Annotated in this window: 23 protein-coding genes; 15 read left to right on the top strand and 8 right to left on the bottom strand. The window is 32.5% G+C overall.

Annotated elements, in window-relative coordinates; all coding sequences use genetic code 11:
• Positions 1-198: 198 nt before the first annotated feature.
• The 4 genes from BOW55_RS01920 to BOW55_RS01905 all read left to right on the top strand — a co-directional run bounded on the left by BOW55_RS01920 (position 199) and on the right by BOW55_RS01905 (position 1,843).
• Positions 199-681, top strand: a complete 483-nt coding sequence (locus BOW55_RS01920; RefSeq protein WP_129022729.1) for a hypothetical protein — start codon at positions 199-201, stop codon at positions 679-681.
• Positions 682-772: 91 nt separating this feature from the next.
• The gene (locus BOW55_RS01915; protein ID WP_099717854.1) at positions 773-1,099 is read left to right on the top strand and encodes a YtxH domain-containing protein; all 327 of its coding nucleotides are present in this window, start codon (positions 773-775) and stop codon (positions 1,097-1,099) included.
• A gap of 135 nt (positions 1,100-1,234) precedes the next feature.
• On the top strand, positions 1,235-1,585 hold the full coding sequence (locus BOW55_RS01910) for a competence protein (RefSeq protein WP_129022728.1): 351 nt from the start codon (positions 1,235-1,237) through the stop codon (positions 1,583-1,585).
• A gap of 3 nt (positions 1,586-1,588) precedes the next feature.
• Positions 1,589-1,843, top strand: coding sequence for a DUF6327 family protein (locus tag BOW55_RS01905; protein WP_089053515.1), 255 nt, complete (start codon positions 1,589-1,591; stop codon positions 1,841-1,843).
• Between the two features lie 26 nt (positions 1,844-1,869).
• On the opposite strand, the gene BOW55_RS01900 is transcribed toward BOW55_RS01905, so the two are convergent.
• Together BOW55_RS01900 and gltX are read right to left on the bottom strand one after the other, a co-directional pair.
• Complete coding sequence (locus BOW55_RS01900) at positions 1,870-2,847, bottom strand: SPFH domain-containing protein (RefSeq protein ID WP_129022727.1); 978 nt, start codon at positions 2,845-2,847, stop codon at positions 1,870-1,872.
• A 132-nt stretch (positions 2,848-2,979) separates the two neighbouring features.
• On the bottom strand, positions 2,980-4,485 hold the full coding sequence (gene gltX / locus BOW55_RS01895; protein ID WP_129022726.1) for a glutamate--tRNA ligase: 1,506 nt from the start codon (positions 4,483-4,485) through the stop codon (positions 2,980-2,982).
• Positions 4,486-4,647: 162 nt separating this feature from the next.
• On the opposite strand from gltX, the gene BOW55_RS01890 reads away from it, so the two are divergent.
• The 7 genes from BOW55_RS01890 to BOW55_RS01860 all read left to right on the top strand — a co-directional run bounded on the left by BOW55_RS01890 (position 4,648) and on the right by BOW55_RS01860 (position 15,834).
• On the top strand, positions 4,648-8,037 hold the full coding sequence (locus BOW55_RS01890) for a DUF4175 family protein (protein WP_129022725.1): 3,390 nt from the start codon (positions 4,648-4,650) through the stop codon (positions 8,035-8,037).
• Positions 8,034-8,453: an rRNA maturation RNase YbeY gene (gene ybeY / locus BOW55_RS01885; RefSeq protein ID WP_129022724.1), complete on the top strand. Its 420-nt coding sequence runs from the start codon at positions 8,034-8,036 to the stop codon at positions 8,451-8,453. The genes BOW55_RS01890 and ybeY overlap by 4 nt, the downstream gene beginning before the upstream one ends.
• A gap of 344 nt (positions 8,454-8,797) precedes the next feature.
• Positions 8,798-10,669, top strand: a complete 1,872-nt coding sequence (mnmG, locus tag BOW55_RS01880; RefSeq protein WP_129022723.1) for a tRNA uridine-5-carboxymethylaminomethyl(34) synthesis enzyme MnmG — start codon at positions 8,798-8,800, stop codon at positions 10,667-10,669.
• A gap of 290 nt (positions 10,670-10,959) precedes the next feature.
• Positions 10,960-11,820, top strand: coding sequence for a bifunctional 2-polyprenyl-6-hydroxyphenol methylase/3-demethylubiquinol 3-O-methyltransferase UbiG (locus BOW55_RS01875; protein WP_129022722.1), 861 nt, complete (start codon positions 10,960-10,962; stop codon positions 11,818-11,820).
• Positions 11,821-12,054: 234 nt separating this feature from the next.
• Positions 12,055-12,630 carry an OmpH family outer membrane protein gene (locus BOW55_RS01870; protein ID WP_089053508.1) on the top strand — a complete coding sequence of 192 codons (576 nt, stop codon included), beginning with the start codon at positions 12,055-12,057 and terminating at the stop codon, positions 12,628-12,630.
• A gap of 103 nt (positions 12,631-12,733) precedes the next feature.
• Complete coding sequence (locus BOW55_RS01865) at positions 12,734-15,013, top strand: helix-turn-helix domain-containing protein (RefSeq protein WP_129022721.1); 2,280 nt, start codon at positions 12,734-12,736, stop codon at positions 15,011-15,013.
• 59 nt (positions 15,014-15,072) lie between these two features.
• On the top strand, positions 15,073-15,834 hold the full coding sequence (locus tag BOW55_RS01860; protein ID WP_129022720.1) for a hypothetical protein: 762 nt from the start codon (positions 15,073-15,075) through the stop codon (positions 15,832-15,834).
• 40 nt (positions 15,835-15,874) lie between these two features.
• Here BOW55_RS01860 and BOW55_RS01855 read toward each other — a convergent pair whose 3' ends face one another.
• A complete protein-coding gene (locus tag BOW55_RS01855) occupies positions 15,875-16,837 on the bottom strand; it encodes an SPOR domain-containing protein (protein WP_089053505.1) in 963 nt (320 codons plus the stop codon).
• 238 nt (positions 16,838-17,075) lie between these two features.
• Between BOW55_RS01855 and dprA the strand changes: the two genes are divergently transcribed.
• On the top strand, positions 17,076-18,176 hold the full coding sequence (gene dprA, locus BOW55_RS01850; protein ID WP_129022719.1) for a DNA-processing protein DprA: 1,101 nt from the start codon (positions 17,076-17,078) through the stop codon (positions 18,174-18,176).
• Between the two features lie 47 nt (positions 18,177-18,223).
• Here the strand turns inward: dprA and trpS are convergent, their stop codons facing one another.
• The gene (trpS, locus tag BOW55_RS01845; protein ID WP_089053503.1) at positions 18,224-19,198 is read right to left on the bottom strand and encodes a tryptophan--tRNA ligase; all 975 of its coding nucleotides are present in this window, start codon (positions 19,196-19,198) and stop codon (positions 18,224-18,226) included.
• 203 nt (positions 19,199-19,401) lie between these two features.
• Here trpS and BOW55_RS01840 point away from each other — a divergent pair, with 203 nt between their 5' ends.
• Positions 19,402-20,157 carry a 1-acyl-sn-glycerol-3-phosphate acyltransferase gene (locus tag BOW55_RS01840; protein ID WP_129022718.1) on the top strand — a complete coding sequence of 252 codons (756 nt, stop codon included), beginning with the start codon at positions 19,402-19,404 and terminating at the stop codon, positions 20,155-20,157.
• 545 nt (positions 20,158-20,702) lie between these two features.
• On the opposite strand, the gene recA is transcribed toward BOW55_RS01840, so the two are convergent.
• The 4 genes from recA to BOW55_RS01820 form a co-directional block, all read right to left on the bottom strand.
• Positions 20,703-21,710 carry a recombinase RecA gene (gene recA, locus BOW55_RS01835; RefSeq protein ID WP_089053501.1) on the bottom strand — a complete coding sequence of 336 codons (1,008 nt, stop codon included), beginning with the start codon at positions 21,708-21,710 and terminating at the stop codon, positions 20,703-20,705.
• Positions 21,711-21,873: 163 nt separating this feature from the next.
• Positions 21,874-22,383: an acyl-CoA thioesterase gene (locus BOW55_RS01830; RefSeq protein ID WP_129022717.1), complete on the bottom strand. Its 510-nt coding sequence runs from the start codon at positions 22,381-22,383 to the stop codon at positions 21,874-21,876.
• An 88-nt stretch (positions 22,384-22,471) separates the two neighbouring features.
• Entirely contained in the window at positions 22,472-22,855 is a 384-nt protein-coding gene (locus tag BOW55_RS01825; protein WP_089053499.1) for a DoxX family protein, read from the bottom strand.
• Positions 22,856-22,862: 7 nt separating this feature from the next.
• Positions 22,863-24,011 (bottom strand): DNA polymerase III subunit delta', encoded by a 1,149-nt coding sequence (locus BOW55_RS01820; RefSeq protein WP_129022716.1) that lies wholly within the window; start codon positions 24,009-24,011, stop codon positions 22,863-22,865.
• A gap of 436 nt (positions 24,012-24,447) precedes the next feature.
• Between BOW55_RS01820 and BOW55_RS01815 the strand changes: the two genes are divergently transcribed.
• Together BOW55_RS01815 and BOW55_RS01810 are read left to right on the top strand one after the other, a co-directional pair.
• Positions 24,448-24,900, top strand: a complete 453-nt coding sequence (locus BOW55_RS01815; RefSeq protein ID WP_089053497.1) for a hypothetical protein — start codon at positions 24,448-24,450, stop codon at positions 24,898-24,900.
• A gap of 189 nt (positions 24,901-25,089) precedes the next feature.
• Positions 25,090-26,382, top strand: a complete 1,293-nt coding sequence (locus tag BOW55_RS01810) for a hypothetical protein (RefSeq protein ID WP_089053496.1) — start codon at positions 25,090-25,092, stop codon at positions 26,380-26,382.
• Positions 26,383-26,443 lie beyond the last annotated feature (61 nt).

Raw genomic sequence — 26,443 nt, 5'->3', positions numbered from 1 at the left:
AATTCTAAACCTGAATTTTAAAAATTGATTTTATGGTCAGTTTATAGTTGTAATTTGTTTTTGATAATACGTTTACGATGTAAGTATTTTTTTGAAGGCATTTATAATTTGTAAATTTCATGAAGTTAGTTTTACACGTATCGAAATTTTGATTTTCATTTTGAACTAAGAATTTTTAATCCTTAAATTTTAAATGTTATGAAAAATTTATTTTTTACATTATTGGCAGTTTTATTTGCAAACATTGCAATTTCGCAAACACATCAAATTACAAAACACAATGGAGAACAACTTGATGTTAATTTTATTAAAAACGAAAATGGTTTAATTTATTATTCCTTAAACGGAAGTTCTGAAGAAGTTAAAATTAGTAAGTATGCTGTTTCTCAATTAACAAATAAACAAACAAATCAAACACAAAAAATATCTGATAAAATAATTGTAGATTCTAAAGATGATTACAAAATGGTAACAGTTCTGCCTCAAGAAAAGACAATAGGACTGAAAGAAGTAGCTTCATTTACTGGTGTTTCGACAAGGACAAAAGGTGAACCGCCAATTGCTAATAAGAATCAAACAGCTATGAGAATCAAAAGTAAGTCAGCTTCAAATGGATATCCGTTTGTAAGTATTGTTGAGAAAGGAAATGGTAAATATGAAGCAGTAGCTTACGCGTATTAATTTTAGTGTTAAATTTTAGTAAATATCATTTGTTCAATAATTTATATTTTAAAAAAAGAGTACCTTTATTAATCACTTAAATTTTATTATTATGTCAAAGAACTTAAATACAGTAGCAGCTATCTTGGCTGGTGCAGCTGCTGGTGCAGCAATCGGAATATTATTTGCTCCAGACAAAGGATCAAAAACACGCGCAAAATTAAAAGAAGGTTTAGATGATGCGAGGCATAATTTAAAAGATTCACTTTCAGCTAGTTCTGAGGTATTGCGCGAAAAGTTTGCTCATGCAAAAGGTAATCTTGACGGAACTTATGATGAGTTACTTTCGAATATGAGTTATAAAACAGAGGAAGTAATTACTTTTTTAGAATCTAAACTCGCTGATTTAAAGGCGCATAACGCGAAACTTCAGAAATAATATTTAAGGAGCACAAAGTTCACTTGGATTTTTATAATTGTATTTTGGTTTATTTTACTTAATTTTAAGTAGCGACTAAATACAGTTTTTTTCAAAGTGTATTTTGTGCTTCTTTTTTTAATTAAAACTACAATTATGGCTTTTGAAGAATTAAAGGAAAATACAGAAAAAATTCAGGATCAGGCTAAAGTTTATATTGATAGTCATTTAGCATATTATAAACTCTGGGGTTTTAAAGTTGCAATGAAATCAACCACTTTAATTTTTAAGTTTACGTTGATTTTATTATGTTTTAGTATGGTTTTACTTTTTGGATCTTTTGCTGCAGCTTATGCTTTTGGTGCTTTATTCGGAAGTATTGCTTTAGGATTCTTAGCAGTAGGAGGGATCTATTTGGTATTTACAATTTTACTTTTCTTTGTAAAAGATAAATTTGTAGAGGGACCAATTTTAGAGAAATTTTCAGAAATCTTTTTTAATGAATAAGTTATGGAAACAAAAAAGTACTCTTCATACGCTGAAATCGACAGAGATTTAGAAATTTTAAAATTAGAAAAAGATATTAATTATCAAAAGTTAGTTTTAAACGTTCAAAAAACAAAAGAAAGTATAACACCGCAAAATATTGTAAACGGTTTTATTTCATCATACACAGATTATTTTTCAAATTCTTATACCAAGATACTTCAATCTGTTTTACCGTACATAATAGGTTGGTTTATAAATAGAAAAAGAGGCAATTAAGCCTCTTTTTTCTTTTCAGTTAGTTATTAAACTTCAGGTTGAATATCATCTTCGTAACCAGATTGTGGTTGAATTGGTTTTGGTTTCTCTATCTTTTTATTAGTTTTTTTCATCATTTCACCAACTTGATTTGATGCTGTGAATGAAGCAACCATATTGTTCAACATATCACTTCCTGCTTGTGGTGAATTTGGTAATAATATTAAATTAGAATTAGTATCAGCACCAATAGATTGTAGTGTATCATAATGTTGTGTAACGACAATTAAAGCAGAAGCTTCTTGTGAATTAATTCCAACATTGTTTAAAACTTCAACACTTTCTACTAAACCTCTAGCAATTTCACGACGTTGATCTGCAATACCTTGACCTTGTAAACGTTTACTTTCAGCTTCAGCTTTTGCTTTTGCAACAATTCTAATTCTTGAACTTTCAGCTTCAAATTCAGCAGCCGTTTTTTCTCTGTCGGCAGCGTTGATTCTGTTCATTGCATTTTTCACCTGAATATCTGGATCAATATCAGTAACCAATGTATTGATGATATCGTATCCGTAAGTAGTCATTGCTTCGTTTAATTCTCTTTTTACTGCAATTGCGATATCGTCTTTTCTTTCAAAAACATCATCTAATTTTAGTTTAGGAACTTCAGCACGAACAACGTCAAATACATAAGCAGTAATCTGATCGTGAGGATATTCTAGTTTATAAAAGGCATCATATACTTTATCTTGAATTACCTTAAACTGAACCGAAACTTTCATTTTAATAAAAACGTTGTCTTTCGTTTTAGTTTCAATAATAACATCTAACTGTTGAATTTTAAGATTTACACGTCCGGCTAATCTATCAACAACTGGAATTTTTAATTGCAATCCAGAATTTCTCACACTGTGAAATTTTCCAAATCTCTCGATAACAACTGAACTTTGTTGTTTTACAGTAAAGAAAGACGACATGAAAATGAAGAATGCCAATACTAATAAGATAATAAATGCTGTACTCATGGTTTTTAATTTATGTTTATGATTTTGGGAATTTACGAAAATTCTTCTAAAATATAGTTTTAAAGCACTAAAAAAACGCTAAGAACATTTGTTAGATGTTTCTTAGCGTTTCTATTTTGAATTGAATTATTATTATAAAGTTTCAATTGCTTTGTGAATTCTTGAAATAGTTTCCTCTTTTCCAATGATTTCAACAATGTCAAATAGGTGAGGGCCTTTAAGAGCTCCAACTAAACTTAAACGGAAAGGCTGCATAACTTTACCCATTCCAATTTCGTTTTTAGTTAACCAATCTTTCACGATAGTTTCAATATTTACAGAACTAAAATCTTCAATATTTTCTAAAACCGAAATCAATTCCTGCATTAAAGCCGGAGTTTCTTCTTTCCAGTTTTTGCTTGCTTTTTCATCATATGATGTTGGAGCTTGGAAAAAGAAATCAGTTAAATCCCAAAAATCTGAAACAAAGTTTGCTCGTTCTTTGATAAGTGATACTATGCGAATTGTCACTTCAAGTGGAGTAGAGAAGCCTTTTTCTTCTAAAATAGGAGAGAAGCTCTTCGCTAAATCAGCATCATTTTGTTTGATTAAATATTGATGATTGAACCATTTATTTTTTTCAGGATCAAATTTTGCTCCTGCTTTGTGAACTCTATTCAAATCAAAAGCTTCAACTAATTCTTCTAAAGAATATAATTCTTTATCCGTTCCGTCATTCCAACCTAACAAAGCAAGGAAGTTTACAACAGCTTCTGGGAAAAATCCTTTCTCTCTGTAACCTGACGAAAGACCTTCTTCGGTTTTCCATTCAAGTGGAAAAACAGGAAAGCCTAGTTTATCACCATCTCTTTTAGATAATTTTCCATTTCCAACAGGTTTTAAAATCAAAGGTAAATGTGCAAATTCTGGAGCATCCCAGCCAAAAGCTCTGTACAATAAAACGTGAAGCGGCATAGATGGCAGCCATTCTTCACCACGAATTACATGTGAAGTTTCCATCAAATGATCATCAACAATATTAGCTAAATGATAGGTCGGCATTCCGTCACTTTTAAACAGCACTTTATCATCAAGTAAACTTGTTTCAAATTTCACATCACCGCGAATAATATCTTTTAAATGTAAAGTTTCATCAACTGGAGTTTTGAAACGAATTACAAAATGTTCTCCATTTGCAATTCTTTTAGCAGTTTCGTCAGCTGAAATTACTAATGATGTATCTAACTTTTCACGATTCGTATGATTGTAAATAAATGTTTTTCCTTCAGCTTCCTGCTCTTTTCTTAAAGCATCAAGAGATTCTGGAGTATCAAAAGCATAATATGCCCAACCTGAATTGATCAATTCATCTGCATATTTTTGGTATAATTCTTTACGATCACTTTGTCTGTACGGGCCAAATTTTTCATTTTTTCCAACGGTTTCTTCAGGAGAAATTCCTAACCATTCAAGCGCTTCCATAATGTAAGCTTCCGCACCTGGAACAAAACGAGTCTGATCTGTATCTTCAATTCTCAGATAAAAAACACCGTTATGCTTTTTTGCAAATAAATAATTAAATAGGGCAGTACGAACTCCGCCAATATGTAATGGTCCAGTTGGACTTGGTGCAAAACGCACACGAACTTGCTTTGACATTTGTTTAAATTTTGTTGCAAAGATACAATATTAGTCAAAAGCCAAAAGTCGAAAGTCTGAAAGGTTTTTAGCTGTGTGCTAAACTTTTGACTTTCGACTTTTGAGTTTCAGACTTATCGTTATAATTAGTACTTTTATGGGTTATAAATAAATAGATTCACATTGAAAACATCATCTGCAATATATCAGAAGTTAGAAGGATTTATAAAGAAATATTATATGAATGAATTGATAAAAGGAGCACTTCTTTTTATTGGTTTCGGTTTATTGTATTTTCTTTTTACCCTTTTTGTTGAGTATTTTCTTTGGTTAAAACCTGCAGGAAGAACACTTTTGTTTTGGCTATTTATTGCAGTAGAAGTTTTTCTATTGTTTCGATTTATTTTATTTCCAATTTTTAAACTTTTTAAACTTCAAAAAGGGATCGATTATAATCAAGCTTCGGCAATTATTGGAAATCATTTTACCGAAGTTAGTGATAAACTGACAAACTTTTTGCAACTTTCATCCAATGAAAATTCGGCTGAAAGTTCAGAATTAATGTTGGCTTCAATAGAGCAAAAAGCAAATTCATTACAGCCAATTCCATTTGGAAATGCGATTAATTTTAAATCAAATAAAAAGTATTTACCACTAGCTTTAATTCCGGTTTTACTGTTTGCAGTCTTTTTTGTTTCTGGAAACAGCAATATAATTTCGCAGAGTTTTAATAGAGTAGTACATTTTAATGCTTCGTTTTTGCCGCCGGCTCCATTTAAATTTGTGGTTTTAAATGGCAATCTTCAAACAGAACAAAACAAAGATTTTATTGTAAAAGTTGAAACAGAAGGTAATGTTGTTCCTGAAAATGTAATGATTCATATTGGGAGTGAAAGCTATTTTATGGAATCATCTCAAACAGGAAAGTTTGAGTTTAAGATTGAAAAACCAACAACTGATGTTCAGTTTTCTTTTGAAGGAAATTCAGTTTCATCAAATGAATATGAATTAAAAGTTGTTACAGTTCCATCAATTGCGAACTTTGAAATGGTTTTAAATTTTCCATCTTATTTAAAAAAGAAATCCGAAATAATTAGAGGAACTGGAAATGCAATTGTACCTGAAGGGACAGTTGTAACTTGGAGAATGAAAACCCAATCTACTCAAGAAGTAGTTTGGAAAGATGAAAACTCAATTTTTAAGTTCAATAAAGCTGAAAATGAGTTTAAATTGGCTAAGAATATTAGTCAAAACACAGAATATCAAATTCTTACTTCAAATAATAAAGTTAAAAACTATGAAAAATTAGATTATCAGCTGTCAGTTATTAAAGATCAGTTTCCAACCATTGCAGTTTCGCCTGCTCCTGATAGTTTAAAGCTTGATAAAAGTTATGTTTTAGGAAGATTAGGTGATGATTATGGATTGTCAAAGCTTCAGGTTGTTTATTATGAACATGGAAAACCTAATACTGCCAAACGTGGAACCATTCCAGTAAAGGCAGGAGTGTTTGATCAGTTTGTTTTTAATTTCCCGAGTAATCTTGTTGTTGAAGAAGGAGTATCTTACGAATACTATTTTGAGATTTTTGATAATGACGCTCTACATGGATTTAAGAGTACAAAGTCATCTACATTTTCAGATAGAGTTTCTACAACTGATGAAATTCACGATGCAGAATTACAGCAGCAAAATGCAAATATTAATAGCTTATCTAAGTCGTTAAAGAATCAGCAAAAGCAGTTTTCTGAAATGGATAAACTGAAAAATACAGGAAAAGAAAAGGATAATTTAGAGTTTAAAGATCAGCAAAAGATCAATGATTTTATCAAACGTCAGAAGCAGCAGGATGAGTTGATGAAGCAATTTGCTGAAAAGATGAACAAAAATTTAGATAAATTTCAATCTGAAAAGAAAGACAAAACTGCCGACGATTTGCAAAAACGTTTAGACAATGCAGAGAAAGATTTAGAAAAGAATCAGAAATTGATGGATGAGTTGAAGAACTTAAATGATAAATTAAACAGCGAAGAGTTGTTTGATAAGATGGAAAAATTCAAACAAATCAGCAAGAATCAATCTCGTAATTTAGAACAATTAGTTGAATTGACAAAGCGTTTTTATGTAGAAAAGAAAGCGGAGCAGGTTGCTGAAAAGTTGAATAAATTAGCAGAAAAGCAAGAGCAACTTTCAAATAGCAAAGAAAACAACAAAGAGAAACAGGATGAAATTAATAAGTCTTTTGATAAAATTCAAGAAGATTTAAAAGATTTAAAACAAGAAAATAACTCTTTAAAATCTCCTTTAGATATTCCTAAAGATACCTCAAAAGAAAAAGAAGTAGAGAATGATTTGAACAAAGCTTCTGAAGAATTAGGTAAAAAGAATACCGAATCTGCGAAACCAAAACAGAAGAATGCTTCTAAGAAAATGAAGTCGATGGCAGAGCAGATGCAATCGACTATGGAAGCGGGAGAGCAAGAACAATTGCAGGAAGATGTTGCAATGCTTCGTCAGATTTTGGATAATCTTTTAGCATTTTCATTGTCTCAAGAAGATGTTATGAAACAGTTTAAATCAATGAAATTGGGTTCTTCGGCATATACAAAGAATATTAAAATACAGCAAAATTTAAAGCAGCAGTTCAGACATATTGATGATAGTTTGTTTGCATTATCGCTTAGAAACCCAAAAGTTGCTGAAGAGGTTACGAAGGAAATTGGCAATGTGCAGTATAATATGGATAAAGCAATTGAAACTTTAACGGATGTTCAGATTCCAAAAGGAGTTTCACATCAGCAATATTCAGTTTCTTCTGCAAATAAGTTAGCTGATTTTTTGAGTGATTTATTAAACAATATGCAAATGTCTATGTCTAAACCAGGAGCTGGAAAACCAAAACCTGGAGATGGTCAAGGTATGCAATTGCCAGATATTATTCAAAAACAAAAAGGTCTTGCTGATAAAATGAAAGATGGAATGAAGCAGGGAAGTAAACCAGGTACGAGTAAACAAGGTGATAATGGTAAGGGAAAAGAAGGACAAGGAAAACAAAATGAAAGTAAAGAAGGTCAGGGAAAAACGGGACAAGGAAAATCTGGCGATGGTAAAAGCGGTCAAGGAAACAACAAAGGGGAGAAAGAAAGTGATGATAATGATGGTGAAGGTGATGCTGAAAAGATAATGGAAATATACAAAGAGCAAGTTAAACTTCGTGAAGCATTGCAAAAAGAATTAGCAAAACAAGGTTTAGATATGCAAGGTAAATCAGTTATTGATCAGATGAAAGCATCGGAAAAACAGATTTTAAATAAAGGTTTTAAGAATGAAAACCTGCAGCGTATTTTAAATATTCAACAAGAATTGCTAAAATTAAACAATGCTGTTCAAGAGCAAGGGCAAGATACCAAGCGTCAATCTGAAACGAATAAAGGTGAGTTTTCTAATCGTTCGAATGCTTTACCAAGTTCGTTGACCGATTATTTAAACAGTGTAGAGATATTAAACAGACAATCACTACCTTTGCGCTCGAATTTTAATCAAAAGGTTCAAGAATATTTTAATACAAAATGATCAATTTTAATTACGAAACAGAATTTAATTTAGACAACGAACAAGCCTTTTCTGATTGGTTAAGTGCTGTAATAGTTTCTGAAAATAAAAACGAGGGAGAAATAAATTATATTTTTTGTGATGATGAATATCTTCATAAAATCAATGTAGAGTATTTAGATCACGACACACTAACTGATATTATTAGTTTTGATTATACAGTTGGTAACGAGTTGAACGGAGATATATTTGTTTCTGTTGAACGAGTAGAGGACAACGCAAAAGATTTTAATGTTTCTTTTGAAGAGGAATTAAAGCGTGTACTTGCTCATGGTATATTACATTACTGCGGATATAAAGATAAGAGTGATGCAGAAGCCGTACTTATGCGTTCTAAAGAAGACGAAAAAATTGGGATGTTTCACGTGGAACAGTAGATATTTTTTCTAGTGTCAAATAGCCGATTTATGTAAAAATTGTTCCACGTGAAACAGTTTTTTTTAAATGCTTTTTTATAAAGTGTTTCACGTGGAACAAATAAGTTGATTTTGAAATATTGATATTGTTTTTAGAATGTTTCACGTGAAACATTCTAAAATTTGGTTTAAGTTTTTATGAATGTAACAGGGAATGTTTCACGTGGAACTTTCGAGTTTGTTTTGAGAACTCAAACTTGAAGCTTGAAATAACTGAAAAAAAAACTCCGTTCCACGTGGAACAAAGAAAATAAAGTTAATTCTGAGAATCGCCTTAAACGGTTTGCAGAGAATAATAAAACAAAATGTTTTTAGAAGAATACGATGTTATTGTAGTTGGTGCTGGTCATGCAGGATCTGAAGCCGCGGCAGCGGCCGCAAATTTAGGATCCAAAACTTTATTGGTTACAATGAGTTTGCAGAACATAGCTCAGATGTCATGTAATCCTGCGATGGGAGGAATTGCAAAGGGACAAATCGTTCGTGAGATCGATGCGCTTGGAGGTTACTCTGGAATTGTTTCAGATCGAACTGCAATTCAGTTTAAGATGTTGAACAAATCGAAAGGGCCAGCAATGTGGTCGCCGAGAGTTCAAAGTGATCGAATGCGTTTTGCAGAAGAATGGAGAATGATGTTGGAGGGAACTCCAAATTTAGATTTTTACCAAGAAATGGTAAAAGGGTTGATTATTGAGAACGGAAAAATAAAAGGAATCAAAACTTCGCTTGGAGTTGAAATTCGTTCGAAATCGGTGGTGTTGACAAACGGAACTTTTTTGAACGGATTAATTCATATTGGAGAAAAACAGTTCGGTGGAGGAAGAGCAGGCGAAAGTGCTGCAACTGGAATTACTGAAGATTTAGTGAAAGCGGGATTTGAAGCTGGAAGAATGAAAACAGGAACGCCACCACGTGTTGATGGACGTTCTTTGGATTATTCGAAAATGAATGAAGAAAAAGGAGATGCAAAACCGGATAAGTTTTCTTATTCGGATTTAACCGTTCCGTTGACACATCAAAGATCTTGTCACATGACATACACTTCGCTTGAAGTTCATGATATTTTGAGAGAAGGTTTTGATCGTTCGCCAATGTTCAACGGAAGAATTAAAAGTTTGGGTCCAAGATATTGTCCGTCCATTGAAGATAAAATTAATCGTTTTGCAGATAAGGAACGTCATCAACTTTTTGTTGAGCCAGAAGGATGGAATACTTGTGAAGTTTATGTAAACGGATTTTCGACTTCGCTTCCGGAGGATATTCAATTTAAAGCGTTGAGTTCTGTTGCTGGTTTTGAAAAAGTGAAATTCTTTCGTCCAGGTTATGCGATCGAGTATGATTATTTCCCACCGACACAATTGAAACATACTTTGGAAACAAAGTTAGTTGAAGGGTTATATTTTGCCGGACAAATTAATGGAACGACAGGATATGAAGAAGCAGCATCGCAAGGTTTGATGGCCGGAATAAATGCGCATTTGAAAGTGCATGAAAAAGCGCCATTAATTTTAAAACGTGATGAAGCTTATATTGGAGTTTTGATTGACGATTTGATTACGAAAGGAACGGAAGAACCATATCGTATGTTTACATCAAGAGCGGAGTATAGAACTTTACTGCGTCAAGATAATGCAGATTTTAGATTAACGCCAATGTCTCATGAAATTGGTCTTGCTTCTGAAGCTCGTTTGCGAAGAATGGAAAAGAAATTAAACGAGTCTGAAAAGATGGTTTCTTTTTTTAGAGAAACAAGCGTTTCGGTTGGAGAAACAAATCCAATTTTAGAAGCGAAGGAAACTGCACCAATTACACAAGGTGATAAAATGTTTAAAGTTTTCTCTCGTCCGCAGATTGATTTAGAAGATATGCTGAAATTCGAAAAAGTGAAAGCGTATGTTGAAGAAAATAATCTAGACAGAGAAATATTAGAGCAAGCCGAAATTCAAATTAAGTATTCTGGTTATATCGAAAAGGAAAGAAATAACGCTGATAAGTTAACTCGTTTAGAAGAAGTAAAAATTCCAGAGAATTTCGATTATAATAAAATTAAGTCAATGTCGATTGAAGCAAAACAAAAATTGGGTAAAATTCGACCAGTTACAATTTCTCAAGCTTCAAGAATCAGCGGAGTGTCGCCAAGTGATATTTCTGTGCTTTTAATTTATATGGGACGATAAAAAAAAGTTTCAAGTTTCAGGTTTCAAATTATATTGGAATCTGAAATTTTGTCTTTATGTTATGTGAACTTAGAACTTGAAACCTGAAACTTGAAACAATTTTAAATTTGTTCCACGTGAAACGATTTTTATAAAAATATCGTTTTATAAAAAAAATAGAGAATAAATTATAGAATTGTAGAGATGGACAGTTGTCCATCTTTTACAATTTTGAAATCATATCAAATCAAGATTAGTCGAACTTCGGTTTGTCTAAATTATACGCACCTACTAAAACTATTAATTTAAAAATGGACGTTTTAAACAAAAAACATTTTCTTACTGTAAAAGACCATTCTGTTTCAAAAGAAATTTTCGATTTATATTATGATGAAAATCTAGATATGCTGATTACTTCGCCGCAGCCGGATTTAGAAAATTTAGGAAGATATTACGAGAGCGAAGATTATATTTCGCATACAGACAATAAACGTTCATTATTTGAAAAAGCTTATCATTTTGTGAAAAATATTGCTTTAAAGAATAAACTGAATTTAATCAATGCTGAACAAATTCATAAAGGAAGAATTTTGGATATTGGTGCTGGAACTGGAGATTTTTTATTGACTGCAAAAAATGATGGTTGGGAAACCGTTGGAGTAGAGCCGAGCGAAAGAGCAAAGAATATTGCAATTCAAAAAGGAATTTCGTTTGTGCATGAAATCAGTGATCTCGAAAGTCATTCTTTTGATATTGTAACAATGTGGCATGTTTTAGAACATGTGCCAAATTTAGAACTTCAAATTCAAGAATTGAAACGATTATTGAAATCAACTGGAACATTAATTGTTGCGGTTCCAAACTTTAAATCGTTTGATGCCGAATATTACAAATCTTTTTGGGCAGCGTATGATGTGCCAATTCATTTTTGGCATTTTTCAAAAAAATCAATTCAAACGCTTTTTGAAAAAGTAGATATGAAATTAGAAAAAGTTCTGCCAATGAAATTTGATTCATTTTATGTGAGTCTTTTATCAGAAAAATACAAGACTGGAAAAATGAATTTTATTAGTGCGTTTTTTATTGGATTACGATCAAATTTAAAAGCGTCAAGTACAAAAGAGTATTCGTCGCATATTTATGTGCTAAAAAACAACCAAAACGCAAAATAAGCGCGTTTAAGGCATTTTCCGAGTATATTTGAGGGTTTGTATTGCCTTTTTTGAGATAATTCCTCTGAGAAAAGCTATGAAAGCCACTTTTAATAGTGATATTTTATAGTAGTTTTTAACTCGATAAATAAAACCAATATCATAAAATTTTAGCATTTTTTAAACTTTATGTGGATGCTATTTATTTTTTTATATTTTTGTCTTTAATACTTTAAAAAAAATAGAAATTTAGAAATGAAAAAAGCATTAGTAATTATCGCACTTTCAATTTTTGTTGTTTCATGTGATAAAGCAGCCGAAGTTAAGGAAGTAAAAACAGCTTACGTAGATACTTCAGTTTTAATGAAAGAGTACACTGAAGCAAAAGACCTTGAAGCTAAATACAAAGCTCAAGCCGAAGAAAAGGGAAGACAACTTCAAGCTGAAATTACTCGTTTTAAACAAGACGCTGCTAATTTTCAAAGTCAAGCACAAGCTAATGGTCAGCAATGGGCGCAACAAAGAGGTGCTGAATTGCAAAAAAGAGAGCAGCAATTAGGTTATGCTCAACAAGCATTATCGCAGCAATTGCAGCAAGAAAGCGGTGTAGAAATGGATTCTCTAGTAAGCGGAGTTAAAAAATTTATTAAAGATTACGGTAAGAAAAATGGATATTCTTATATCTATGGTACTGGTGATGCAGCGTCAATATTGTATGCTGAAGACAAGTACGACATTACAAAAGAAGTTGTTAAAGCTTTGAATGATAAATACAAAGCATCTCCTAAAGCAGAAGATAAACCAGCTGTAAAAGAAGAGGCTAAAAAATAAACTGCCAAACTAACTAACTAAATTGAAAAACCTAAATCAGCTGCTGATTTAGGTTTTTTTCTTTTGTAAAAATGCGATATTTTTGACCTTTAATACCCGCCTAATGCAAAACGTTTCAGAAGCTGCAGCTTACACCTTGCAATTTATAAATCAGACGCAGAAATCGATCTTTTTAACTGGTAAAGCCGGTACAGGAAAAACGACTTTACTGCGCGAAATCATTGCGACTACACATAAAAATACTGTTGTTGTGGCTCCTACGGGAATTGCTGCGCTTAATGCCGGCGGTGTAACAATTCATTCTATGTTTCAGCTGCCGTTTTCGGCTTTTTTGCCCACTTATCAAGAAAGTTCTCAGTTTACAGAAACCGTAAAGTTTGAAAATAAAGAGTCTCTGCGCAGGCATTTTAAGATGAATAACGTTAAGCGAAACGTGATTCGGAATATGGAATTGCTGATTATTGATGAAGTAAGTATGTTACGGGCTGATTTACTGGATGCTATCGATTTTATGATGCAGGCAGTTCGTAAAAACACTAAGGCTTTTGGTGGGGTTCAAGTACTTTTTATTGGTGATTTATTGCAATTACCGCCAGTAATTCGGGATGAAGAATGGCGTACGCTTCGTAATTATTACAAAGGAAAATTCTTCTTTCATTCACACGTAATTACACAGAATCCGCCTTTGTACATTGAATTGTCTAAAATTTACCGCCAGAGCGATGATGTTTTTATTTCGGTCTTAAATAATCTGCGCAATAATCAAATTACAAAAGAAGATGTAGAGGTTCTAAATCAATATGTTAAGCCTGATTTTGATTTAAAAAACAATCCTGGTTTTATAACACTTACAACGCATAATGCAAAGGCAGATACTATTAACGAACAGGCAATCAATGATTTATCAGGAAATGAGTTCACGTATCAGCCTTTTGTAGTTGGAGATTTCCCAGAAAAAATATTTCCTGTCGAAGAAAGCTTAAAACTTAAAGTGGGAGCACAGGTCATGTTTGTTAAAAACGATTTGTCTTTCGAAAAACGTTATTTCAATGGAAAAATGGGCGTTATCAAGTCCCTTTCGCCCGAAGAAATTTTTGTTCATTTTCCAGAGGAAAACAAAACGATAGAAGTTGAAAAGTACGAATGGAAAAATATTCGATACAAAGTAAACGAACTCACAAAAGAAATTGAAGAAGAGGTTTTAGGCACATTTGCACATTATCCTTTAAAATTGGCTTGGGCAATTACCGTACATAAAAGTCAAGGATTAACTTTTGAGAAAGCTGCGCTCGATGTATCGCAAGTTTTTCTGCCTGGGCAGGCATATGTAGCATTGTCGCGATTAACGTCCTTAAATGGGCTTATTTTGCTTTCTCCGATACAAATGAATGGTCTTTCCAACGATCAGGATGTGATGGATTATTCTTTGAACAAAGCAACAGAAGATGTTTTGAAGAACTCTCTTCATTTTGAAACCAAAAATTTTATTCATAACTATTTGATTAATAGTTTCAATTGGGTAGATTTAGCGCAGGAATGGCGTAATCATCGTTTTAGTTACAATGAAAACGCAGCCAGTTCCGAAAAATCTAAACATTCTGCTTGGGCACATAAACGTTTGGAAACAATGGATTCCCTTATAAATCCGTCAGAAAAATTTGTGCAGCAGCTCAATAAAATATTCAGTAAAGAAACTGTTGATTTATTGTTTGTGCAGGAAAGAGTTACAGCGGCTTATGATTACTTTTTTATGCCGATGGATAAATTAGTTACTGATCTTTTGAGTAAAATGGCTGAAATTCAGAAATTTAAAAAAGTAAAAGAGTTTTATGAAGAATTAGCGCTGCTGGATGATTTACAAACAAAAGCAGTCTTGCGTTTGATGAAGGCAAAATTACTAATTGAAGTAGTCGTTTCTCGTGAAACAATTTGCAAAGAGAAATTAACTTCGCCGGCGATAAAAAATTATAAAACAGATAAAGTTTCCAGAATTAAAGAAGACTTTAAAATGGCGAATACAGACATGTTTCAGGCCGAAGAGCCAGTAACACGTTATAGTTCTAAAAAAGTGGATAAAACAGCCGAAAAAGGCCCAAAAAAGACCACTGTAGAAGAAACTCACGAACTATGGCTGGAAAAAAACTCTGTTGAAGATATTGCGAGACTTAGAAAATTGACCGTTCAAACGGTCGAAATGCACTTGGTAAAATTGATACAGGCTAAGAAAGTTGATATTTCTGATGTTCTTCCTTACGACAAAATTCTTGCGCTGCGTGAAGCTTTTCAGTTTTATCAAGAAGAATCGCTTAACGGTTTGAAAGAAAAACACGGTGATGAATTTAGCTGGGATGAACTTAAAATGTTCAAAGCCAGTATAAATTAACTATTTTTATAATTGATTGTAACTACCTTAGATTTATAATTAATTTAAAAAAATAGAACATGAAAACAGTAAATGTATTTGTTGTGGTAATGTTTTTTTGCATTGGTTTTGTTTATTCACAAGACATTAAACCAGAATTGCAGGTTTTTATAAATAGATTTATTATCAATGTAAAAAGCGACAATAAAGAGGCTCTTGCTGCATTTGTCTCCTATCCGCTTAAGCGTGAATATCCTATACCAGATATTCAAAATAAAGAAGAATTTTTAAAACGTTATTCAGAAATATTTGATACCGTTTTAAAAAATGAAATTATTAAATCTGATGCTCAAAAAGATTGGTCGGATATGGGCTGGCGAGGTTTAATGCTAAATCAAGGAAGTATTTGGCTGGATATCGATGGAAATTTGACGGCAGTAAATTATCAATCAAAGTTTGAAATAGATTTAAAAAAGAAATTAATTGCGGCACAAAAAAAAGAGCTGGATCCTAGTATTGCATTTTTTCAAACGCCGATCTGCATTTTAGAAACATCTAAATTTAGAATTCGAATTGATGATTTAGGTAAAAATAATTATCGTTATGTGTCATGGTCAATTAACAAAAAAATGACTGAGAAGCCTGATTTAATACTATACGGCGGAAATTTGGTTTTAGAAGGAAGCGGGGGAAACCATCAATATGAGTTCAAAAAAGATAAGTTTGTTTATGAATGTGCTATAATTGTTTTAGGCGAAAAAGATTCTCCGCCGGCAAGATTAACTATTTATCAGGGAGAGAAAGTGATTCTTTCTCAAAATGCAAAAATTGTTTCACGTTAAACAAAAAAAAACTATTCGGAGAGAATAGTTTTTTTGATTTTTATAAATTTTCGACTAGAATCCAGGCATCAGGATTTTCGCCTTTTTGTATTTCTTTTTGTGCTTTTTGAGCTTCATTCATGGTAGCATAACTTCCGTATAAAACTGGAAATAAGCCGTGTTTATTTTCTCCAAGCATTCTAGCTTGATAACCATCTTTAATCAATTGATTGTAAGCTTTTCTTGCATTTTGTTCACTTCTAAAAGCACCTGCCATAATATGATAAGGCATTACTTTTTCTGCTGGAGCTTCTACTTTTGCTGAATCAACTGAAAGGGTTACAGCAGGTAAAGGATTTTCAATAAAAAAAGTAGCTTCTTGTATTTTACTTTGAACTTTTTTCTGTACAACACCTTCTACAACAAGAGTTTGTGCTGCAATTTGATTTTGGTAAAGCGGGTATCCGATACTTCCAGTAATTCCTAAACCTAGTACAAAAATAGCAGCATATCTTAAGAAAGTTCTTGATGATCTTCCTTCTTCATTTTCATATAGTGAAACGCTTTCTTTTTCAAGCTGTTCCAGTTTTTGCTCAAAATTCTCTTTCTTAATCAAAGGCGAAACAAACGGACTTAATCCGAATGAAGTCGTTAAAAAATTAGTTTGATCATTAGGTGTAAAAATGATATTGCTTTCAGAATTAAGACGGATTTCTCCAATATTTTTTAAACTTATAACTCCGTTTTCTTCCAGTGTTTTTTTCCAACTCTGCACTTCAGCAGCAATAGCATTTACAGCAAAACCATACGTAGTACTTTCTGCATGCGATATATGATTAGCCAATAGTCCATCATTGTTTTTAAGATGGCTGTTGAAAGAGATCATTTTTTTTGGTGGAAAAAATGAATTTGTGCTTTCATTAAGCTGTGCCGATTGAATTTCGGTTAAAAATGCTCCAAACCCTGGAACCGTTACACACTGATAACGATACAATAACTGTGCGATGTAAGTTTCGATTTTCATAGAAACAAAGTTAGGTAATGAATATAGTTATCAAAATTTTATTCACAATTTTTATTAACAATTCGGCATTTTTTATAGACAATTAGTTTTCAATAATTTAAGAATTTTAGTTGTCTTTTTATTGAAGGCTCCGAAAGTTAAATTTAAATATTTATTAAGAAATTACTTTATTTTTTTCATATTTGTACGATTAAATTGCTTTAATTTTTATTTCTATTTTACATAATGTTTTAAGAAAATGTCAGATCAAGAATTGTTTTATTTATTAGCCTTAATGAAGGTGGATGGTGTGGGAGATATAATGGCTAAGAAACTGCTTTCTAATTTTGGAAATGCTGAAGCTATTTTTAAAGCAAAATCAAATCAAATTGCTGTTATCGATGGTGTTGGAAGTGTTTTATTGAAAAATTTGAAGGACAAAACGATATTTGAAAAAGCCAGTAAGGAACTTGAATTTATAAAAGCAGATGGTTTGAAAGTTTCTTTTTTTCAAGATGATGATTATCCGGAAAGACTTAAACATTGTATTGATTCTCCAGTTTTGATTTTTTCATCTGGTAATATAAACTTAAAAAACAGAAAGATTATCAGCATAGTAGGCACACGTCAGATTACATCGTATGGAACTGAATTTTGTCGAAAGTTGATTGAAGATCTTGTGGCTCTAGATCCTGTAATTGTCAGCGGTTTTGCTTATGGTGTTGATATTGTGGCGCATCAATTGGCGATCGAAAACAATTTGCAGACTATTGGAGTTTTAGCTCACGGTTTAAATCAAGTTTATCCGAAGACTCACAAAAAGTATATGGCGAAAATGGAGGAAAATGGTGGTTTTATTACTGAATTTTGGAGCTCGTCAAATCCTGACAAAGAAAATTTTGTTCGCCGAAATCGCATTGTTGCAGGAATGAGTGAAGCTACAATTGTGATAGAATCTGCAGATAAGGGAGGATCACTTATTACGGCTAATTTAGCTAATGATTATAATCGTGATGTATTTGCTGTGCCAGGACGTGTAACTGATAAATATAGTCAAGGCTGTAATAACCTCATAAAAACGCAAAAAGCAAACGTTTTAACCTCTGCTGCCGATTTGGTTTATATTTTGAACTGGGACGTCGAAAACAAGCCAAAAACAGTACAGAAGCAATTGTTTGTAGATTTAGATGAATGTGAACAGAAGATTTATGATTTTTTACTTAAAAATGGTAAGGAATTACTGGATATAATTGCGATAGAATGTGATCTGCCATTATTCAAATTATCGGGAACGCTTTTAAATATGGAGTTGAAAGGTGTAGTGAGACCTTTGCCGGGTAAATTGTTTGAAGCGGTTTAAAATAAAAAAGCCTAACAGATTTAAAAAAAACTGTTAGGCTTGATAAATTATTTTTGAAATCCAAGAACATCTCTTACTTTGGCTAAAACGCCATCAGCAACAACAGAAGCTTTTGCAGCGCCTTTTTTCAATAGCGCATCAACTTCATCAAGATTATTTATGTAGTAATTGTATTTTTCTCTTTCTGTTTTAAATTTTTCTGTAATCAATTCAAACAAAGCTTGTTTGGCATGACCATAACCGTAATTTCCGCCTAAATAATTGGCTCTCATTTCAGCAATTTGCTCTTCTGTTCCTAATAAAGAATAGATAGCAAAGGCATTACAAGTATCTGGATTTTTAGGATCTTCAAGTGGAGTACTGTCTGTTTCAATACTCATAACCTGTTTGCGTAAAACTTTATCATCAAGAAAAATATTGATAATATTATTGGCAGATTTACTCATTTTTCCGCCATTCGTTCCAGGAATTAACATACTGTTTTCTTGAATTTTAACTTCAGGAATTACAAATGTTTCACCCATTTGATGATTGAAACGAGAAGCGACGTCACGCGTGATTTCTAAATGCTGCATTTGATCTTTTCCAACTGGAACAAATTCTGCATCATAAAGTAAAATATCAGCCGCCATTAACATCGGATAGGTAAAAAGTCCAGCGTTTACATCATCTAAACGATCTGCTTTATCTTTAAAAGAATGTGCTAAAGTCAAACGTTGAAAAGGAAAAAAACAGCTTAAATACCAAGTCAATTCAGTTGTTTGAGCCACATCAGATTGTCTGTAAAAGGTAACTTTATCTGGATTTAAACCACAGGCAAGCCAAGCAGCTGCAGTACTATATGTGTTTTCTCTTAAAGTTTTACCATCTTTAATTTGTGTAATTGAATGTAAATCAGCTATAAACAAATAAGATTCGTTTGCTGGATTATTTGATAACTCAACTGCAGGGATAATTGCTCCCAATAAATTTCCTAAGTGTGGCGTTCCAGTACTCTGAACACCAGTAAGTATTTTTGCCATTCTTGTTTTTCTTATTCTTTCAACCACAAAGATTGCAAGTTTATTTTTTTTAACCGCAAAGTTCGCAAAGTTTTTCGCAATGTCCGCAAAGTTTATTGAACATATGAGTTATTTTAAAGTTTATTTTCTAGAAAGGTCTAATATTCTAAAAATCTAGTGATCTAAAAATCTAATTTCATTTCTGTTTTCTTACATTTGAAACCATGAAAGGAATTAAAATTGTTTTTTGGGTTTTATGGCGCATTTGGTTTTATGTTTTAATGGCTATTCCTATAGTGATTATGCTGCCGTTTTTAGTGATTTCTATTCTATCGGAGAAAGGTTATCCCTATTTCTTTAAAATGGCCCGCATTTGGGCTAAATTTATCCTTTACGGGATGGGTTTTTATTACAAAGTAAAACGCGAACAAAAGCTCATTAAGAACAAAAGCTATATGATTGTCGCTAATCATACTTCGATGACAGACATCATGCTGACGCTTGCCATCATAAAAAATCCTTTTGTTTTTGTGGGAAAAAAAGAGCTTGTAAAAATTCCGCTATTTGGTTTTTTCTATAAAAGAACTTGTATTTTGGTAGATAGAAATTCTTCCAAAAGTAAAAATGAGGTTTTTAAACGTGCTCAGAATCGTTTGAATCAAGGTTTGAGTATTTGTATTTTTCCAGAAGGCGGAGTTCCAGATGATGAAAGTGTTTTACTGGATGAGTTTAAAGACGGTGCTTTTAGATTGGCAATTGACCATCAAATTCCAATTGTTCCAATTGTGTATCCAGACAATAAACAGCGTTTTTCGTATACTTTTTTTAGCGGCAGTCCGGGAAAAATGAGAGTAAAAGTTTTGCCTTTTGTTGAAACGAGCGGGCTGACTTCTGAAAACAGAAAAGAACTTAGAGATAAAGTCAGACAATTGATTTACAAGGAACTGTTAGAGTTTGAGAAAAAAGATTCTAAGAAATAAATACATACAAAACCCGATATTCAAGCTTTATGAGTATCGGGTTTTCTTTTTGAATTAAAAACGTCCTTTTGTATTTAAAGAAGTTTATCTATGAATTATTTTTTCTGAGATAAAACGGAGTACTTTTTTAAATTTCAATTTGGTTTTTTTTCGGTTTTTACTGTACAACACTTCTATTTTCTCTTTCATGGTTAAAATATTATAAGGTTGGTAATAAAGAGTTTAATACTCAGTTAACGTCACATAATAGTAGATAGTAAAAAATGAAAAAGGTTGCGTCAAGGAATGAAAAAAATAAAAAGGATAAAATCCGTCAGCCAAAAACTAACGGATTTGTACCTTAACCAACCAAATTTATTCTAAAAACCATTGAATAGGTATTTATGGCAAATACCTGCCCCAATATTAATTTTATTTATTAGATGGGTTAATTTGAAAATGGTTGCGTTGTTTTTTTGCTTTTTTTTGAAAATAAAAAACCCGACAGGTTTTTAAACTTGTCGGGTTATAGAGAATAAATCTATAAATTACAGATTTATAATTATTTAAGCGTTAGCTAATTCTTTGATGTGCGCTTTAATTTTTACTTCTAATTCATCAGCTAATTCTGGATTGTCTTTAATTAAGGCTTTTACAGCATCGCGGCCTTGTCCTAATTTTGTGTCTCCGTAACTAAACCAAGATCCTGCTTTTTTAACGATTTCAAATTCAACCGCTAAGTCAAGAATTTCACCAGTTTTAGAAACTCCTTCTCCGTACATAATGTCGAATTCGGCAGTTTTAAAAGGCGGTGCCACTTTGTTTTTAACGATTTTAACTTTTGTTCTGTTTCCAATAACGTTCTCACCGTCTTTAATTTGAGAAGAACGACGAATATCTAAACGAACTGAAGCGTAGAATTTTAATGCGTTACCACCAGTTGTAGTTTCAGGATTCCCGAACATTACACCAATTTTTTCACGCAGCTGGTTGATGAAGAAAACAGTACAGTTTGTTTTGCTGATTGTTCCAGTTAATTTTCTTAAAGCCTGTGACATTAAACGTGCGTGAAGTCCCATTTTAGAGTCTCCCATTTCGCCTTCAATTTCACTTTTTGGAGTTAAGGCAGCAACAGAGTCAATAACAACGATGTCTATAGCTCCAGAACGAATCAAGTTTTCGGCAATTTCTAAAGCCTGCTCTCCGTTGTCTGGTTGTGAGATGATTAGGTTTTCGATATCTACACCTAATTTTTCAGCATAATTTCTATCAAAAGCATGCTCTGCATCGATAAATGCTGCAATACCACCGGCTTTTTGAGCTTCGGCAATAGCATGTAAAGTTAATGTGGTCTTACCAGAAGATTCTGGACCGTATATTTCAATAATTCTTCCTTTTGGATAACCATTTACCCCAAGAGCTAAATCGACGCCAAGTGAGCCAGAAGAAATCGTTTCTACCTCCACGATGGCTTTATCGCCCATTTTCATTACGGTTCCTTTTCCGTAGGTTTTGTCAAGTTTATCAAGCGTTAATTGTAACGCTTTTAATTTGGCTTCTTTGTCTGAACTCATCTTTTTATTTTGTCTAAAATTGTTATTTTGTTTCTTTTTAATAAAAATCAAAAAGAGTAAACGGCGTTCTGATTTTTATTTTTTCGGCTTGTAATTTGGTAAAAATACTTCTTTTTTTTGAAGTTTGAGTGACTCAGATTGTCACAAATTGTAACAAATTTTATTATAAAAATAAAGCCTTTAATTCTGTGGCATCAGACGGTTTCATTTTTCCAGCAAGGACCAAACTCAGCTGTTTACGACGCAAAGCGGCATCAAAACGTTGTATTTCAAGTTCAGTTTCTGGCAAGATTGGCGGTACTTCAACAGGTCTTCCAGTATCATCAACAGCAACAAAAGTATAAATGGCTTCGTTTGCTTTTGTTCTGCTTCCAGATTCACGATCTTCTACCCAAACATCAATGAAAACTTCCATCGAACTTTTGAAAGATCTTGATACTTTTGCTTCAACAGTTACAACACTTCCTAATGAAATAGCTCTATTGAAAGCAACGTGATTTACAGATGCCGTTACTACAATTCGGCGAGAATGTCTGCGTGCCGCAATACTTGCTGCACGATCCATACGGGCAAGTAACTCACCGCCAAATAGATTGTTTAAAGGATTTGTTTCACTTGGTAAAACTAAATCGGTTAAAATAGTTAGGGATTCTGAAGGATGTTTTGCATTCATTTTTTGATAAAATTTTATTTTCTTACCGCGGTTTCCATATTTAAAAACCTTTTAAATTGCGGCTTACTTTTTTAAAGATTGCGGTCGATTAGTTCAACCAATAAACTGCCATTACAGCAGGAATAAAATAAATTACAATGGTTCTTGCGCCATCATAATCTTTTGCTAATCGCTGTCCGAAAAGCATCATTAACAAACAAATACAAGAGAAAATTGCTCCATAAAAGCCATATTCTCGGCCGCTGTTTGTTAACAATTGAATTGCTCCAACTACACATAAAACACCAGAAATTAATTCTAAAATTAATAAATGAAATAGAGCAAGGGGAACTTGGTTTTTTAGAGGCGTTTTGGCAAAATGACCTTTAAGCCATTCAACATTATCTTTCCAATAAAAAATTTTTTCATAGCCTGATTGTAAAAAAGTTATGGCTAAAAATGCTAATAATAAAATAGAGGCGGCATTATTCATCTGAAAATTATTTTTTGTGAATTAAACGAGTCAGTTTTATAGATAAATCGGTTAAGATTATTTTTGCATTTCCGTTTCTTTCAATGTGATACATCGCATCTGAAAGCTCTTTGAAAATTTCATGAATATTATTGCCGTTTACAAAAGGCGCAAAATTCTCCAGTTTAAATTTGTCTACTTTTGGTTCAATATAAACCAAAGTTGGTGCTTGATAGTTAAGCAAAAGTGCTTGACGAAACATTTCAATACAAAACTGAATAAATTTCTTTTGGCTTTCGCGTCCAAGTCCTGCAATTTCTTCGCTCCAAGAAATTAAATCCTGAATTGCTGCAGCATTTCCTTTTGCTCTAAAAGCGGCGCGAACCCAATTGACAAACCATTGTTCAAAAGGATATTCAGAATCATCTTCTTTGAGTAAATGAAGTGCTTTATTGAAATTTCCCTGCGCTTGATGCGCAATTTTAAAAGCTGTTTTTTCGTCGAGATTTTCTTTTGAAATTAAAGCTTCGGCAATTACTTTTTCCGGCAGTCCGTTAAAGTGAATTACTTGACAACGAGAACGTATGGTTTGAATAATATCTTCTTCGTTCTCAGAAATTAGGATAAAAATTGTTTTATCAGAGGGTTCTTCTAGAAGTTTTAACAGCTTGTTTGAGGCTGCAATATTCATCTTATCAGCCATCCAGATAATCATAATTTTATAACCGCCTTCGTATGATTTCAGCGAAAGTGATTTTAAAACTTCTTGCGCATCTTCGACTCTTATTTCTCCTTGTTTGTTTTGAACACCAAGTATTTTATACCAATCAAATAATCCGCCATATGGCATTTCGTGAATGAAAGTCCGCCAATCTTGAATGAAGTCTAAGCTTTTTGGTTTTGTTTTTACATCTTCGGTAGTAACCGTTGGGTAAATAAAATGCAGATCGGGATGCGAGATGTTTTGAAATTTTAGGTTACAGGAATCGTTACCGTTTTCATTTTCGTTCCCGGTGTTATTACACAAAATATACTGCGCATAAGCAATTGCAGTCGATAAAGTACCGCTTCCTTCAGGGCCGATGAATAATTGAGCATGCGGAATTCGTCCAGAAGATGCGCTTTTTATTAAATGGCTTTTGATGTAATCCTGACCTAAAATTTGTGAAAATTGCATGAGGCAAAGATAGAAGAAAATGATGTAGTCAAAAATTTTCCAGATAAAGTTTATACGGCAGCTTTAATTTATGAGATTCTGATGGATTTTTATAAAAATATTTGCGGTTTGCTAACGAACTTTTGTTAATAAAATTGTTCATGTTAGTAAATATAAAGACTTTTTTGTTAATATTTTTTTTGAAAAAACGACAATCGTATGCTTTTTTTGGTTATTTAGAGTAGATTTTACTCTAAATTTTATGGCTTAAATCTTACGGTTTAGATTTTAACAATTTTAACAGAAAGCACGTTAAAACGCACATTTTCTCGACATAACGCTGGTTTTTAAGCTTTTTTTAAGCTTTTTTTTTTAAAAAACAAATCAATAAAGTTGCAATTTAAGTTAATTTCTATATTTTTGTTTTCATCAACAACCAATTATTTAATAAGAATTTATGAAAGGGAAAATTATTTTATTAAGTGCATTTTTTATCTTGACAACTGCTGCTGCTTCAGCTCAGGCAAAGAACGCTCCAAGAAGTATAATTAGTACGACAGCTCTTATTCGTAAATATCACGATCAAAAAGAATTGAGTGGTATGCAAAAAGGGGAATTGTTAGAATTATACATTGAGCGAATTAAAGTATTAGTAAAAACTCTCCCTTACATTGCGTTGGTTACAAAACCGGGTGTTACAATGGCAGACTTAGGTATTCCAGATGATAACGAACACAAAAAAGTTTTAGATGCTCAGGCTGTGGGTACATCAAATTTCTTAGATACTACAGTAGAATTTCAAAGAAAAATGATGCCATATTCTGATAAAGGAAACTTAATCGCAGCTATTTTATTTTACGAAAGTACATTGAAATCTTTACACGAGTTCAACGATTTGAACGAAATGTAATTTTTATAAAAATATTTTAAATCTCTTTTTTGATGCGTGAACAGCTTTAGGCTCTCACAGCATTTTAAAAGAAAAAAAGAAAATTAACTCGTTCTCGATATGTTCTGAATACCACCAGAAAATCTCGAGATGAGTTTTTTCATTTACGCATACCCAAATTATTATTAACCCCCAATACCCCCCCTTATCATGAAAAAAATTACTCAATTGATCTGTATCTTTTTGACAGTCACAAGTATGAGTGCTCAACAAGAGAAAGGAATTATGGGCTACACCAATTGGTTAAACAACTGGACCGAATTTAAGCCTAACAAAGTAGATTACGGAGAAGCAAACCAAATTTTAGCAGGAAATATTTCTGTTAACACAAAATTGCTGAAGAGGAATATTTATGTTTTGCAAGGTAACGTCTATGTTACTAATAATGCAGTTTTAACAATTGAACCAGGAACATTAATTATTGGTGATTTTGAAACAAAAGGAACATTGGTAGTTACTAAAGGTGCACAAATTATGGCTGACGGTTTAGAAACTGATCCAATTGTGTTTACTTCTAACAGAAGCCTGAAAAAAGCAGGAGACTGGGGTGGAGTAGTTATTCTAGGTGATGCTCCAATTAACAAATTTGGAAATGTAGGTTCTTATAACCTAGACTTAGACCCAACGCTTACTACTTATGGCGGTGATAATACAGCTTCAAATTCTGGTATTATGCGATTTGTTAGAATCGAATTTGCTGGAAAAAAAGTAAAAGGTGTTGATACTTTCAACGGATTGACTATCGCTGGAGTTGGTAATAAAACAATCTTAGAAAATGTAATGGTAAGTTACTCTGGAGGAGATTCATTTGCTTTCTTTGGAGGTGATGTAAATGCGACAAAATTTGTTTCTTATAAATCAATCAACGACGACTATAAATTTACTCAAGGAGTTCAATGTCGTTTATACAATTCATTAGCAGTTAGATCATCTTACTTGTCTAGTAACAAAGACGGATCTCGTTGTATGGAAGTAAAATCATACGAAAAGAAAAGTGAAACAGATTTTACTAAAAAACAAACTTTAGTTGTTGCTACTAATATTACAATGCTTAACGACAGTGAAAACATCAATGCTGATATTCAATCAGGTTTAGTAAAAGAGGCTGTTTATGTAGCCGAAAATGCTTCTCTTGAAATGAAAAGAAGTGTAATCTCTGGATTTAATCCTGCTGTATTGTTAGACAGCAAAACAGAGATCAATGATGCTAACCTTAAAAAAATCAAATTTGAAGAAATGTACTTTAACCTATGTAAAGGAAACATCTTTACAGAGTACAATTCTAACAATGAAGATTTAGAAAGCTGGTACGGAAACAGCGTATTTTTTAACGTTTATTCTCAAAGCAGCAACAAAGAAACATTCATTGACATTTTCAACGCTAAAAAACCAGATTTTAGATTACAACTAGGAAAAATCACAGCTTCAAGCGGCAATAGATAAATAGATTTCGATTTTTATTTCAACGCGTAAATTTTATTAATAAAGTCCCCAGACACAATTT

It is taken from the genome of Flavobacterium sp. YO12, from assembly GCF_004119495.1.
In the GTDB taxonomy this organism is placed as follows: domain Bacteria; phylum Bacteroidota; class Bacteroidia; order Flavobacteriales; family Flavobacteriaceae; genus Flavobacterium.
Note: the sequence above shows the minus strand (reverse complement) of the source record. Positions and strands in the feature narration are given on the sequence as shown.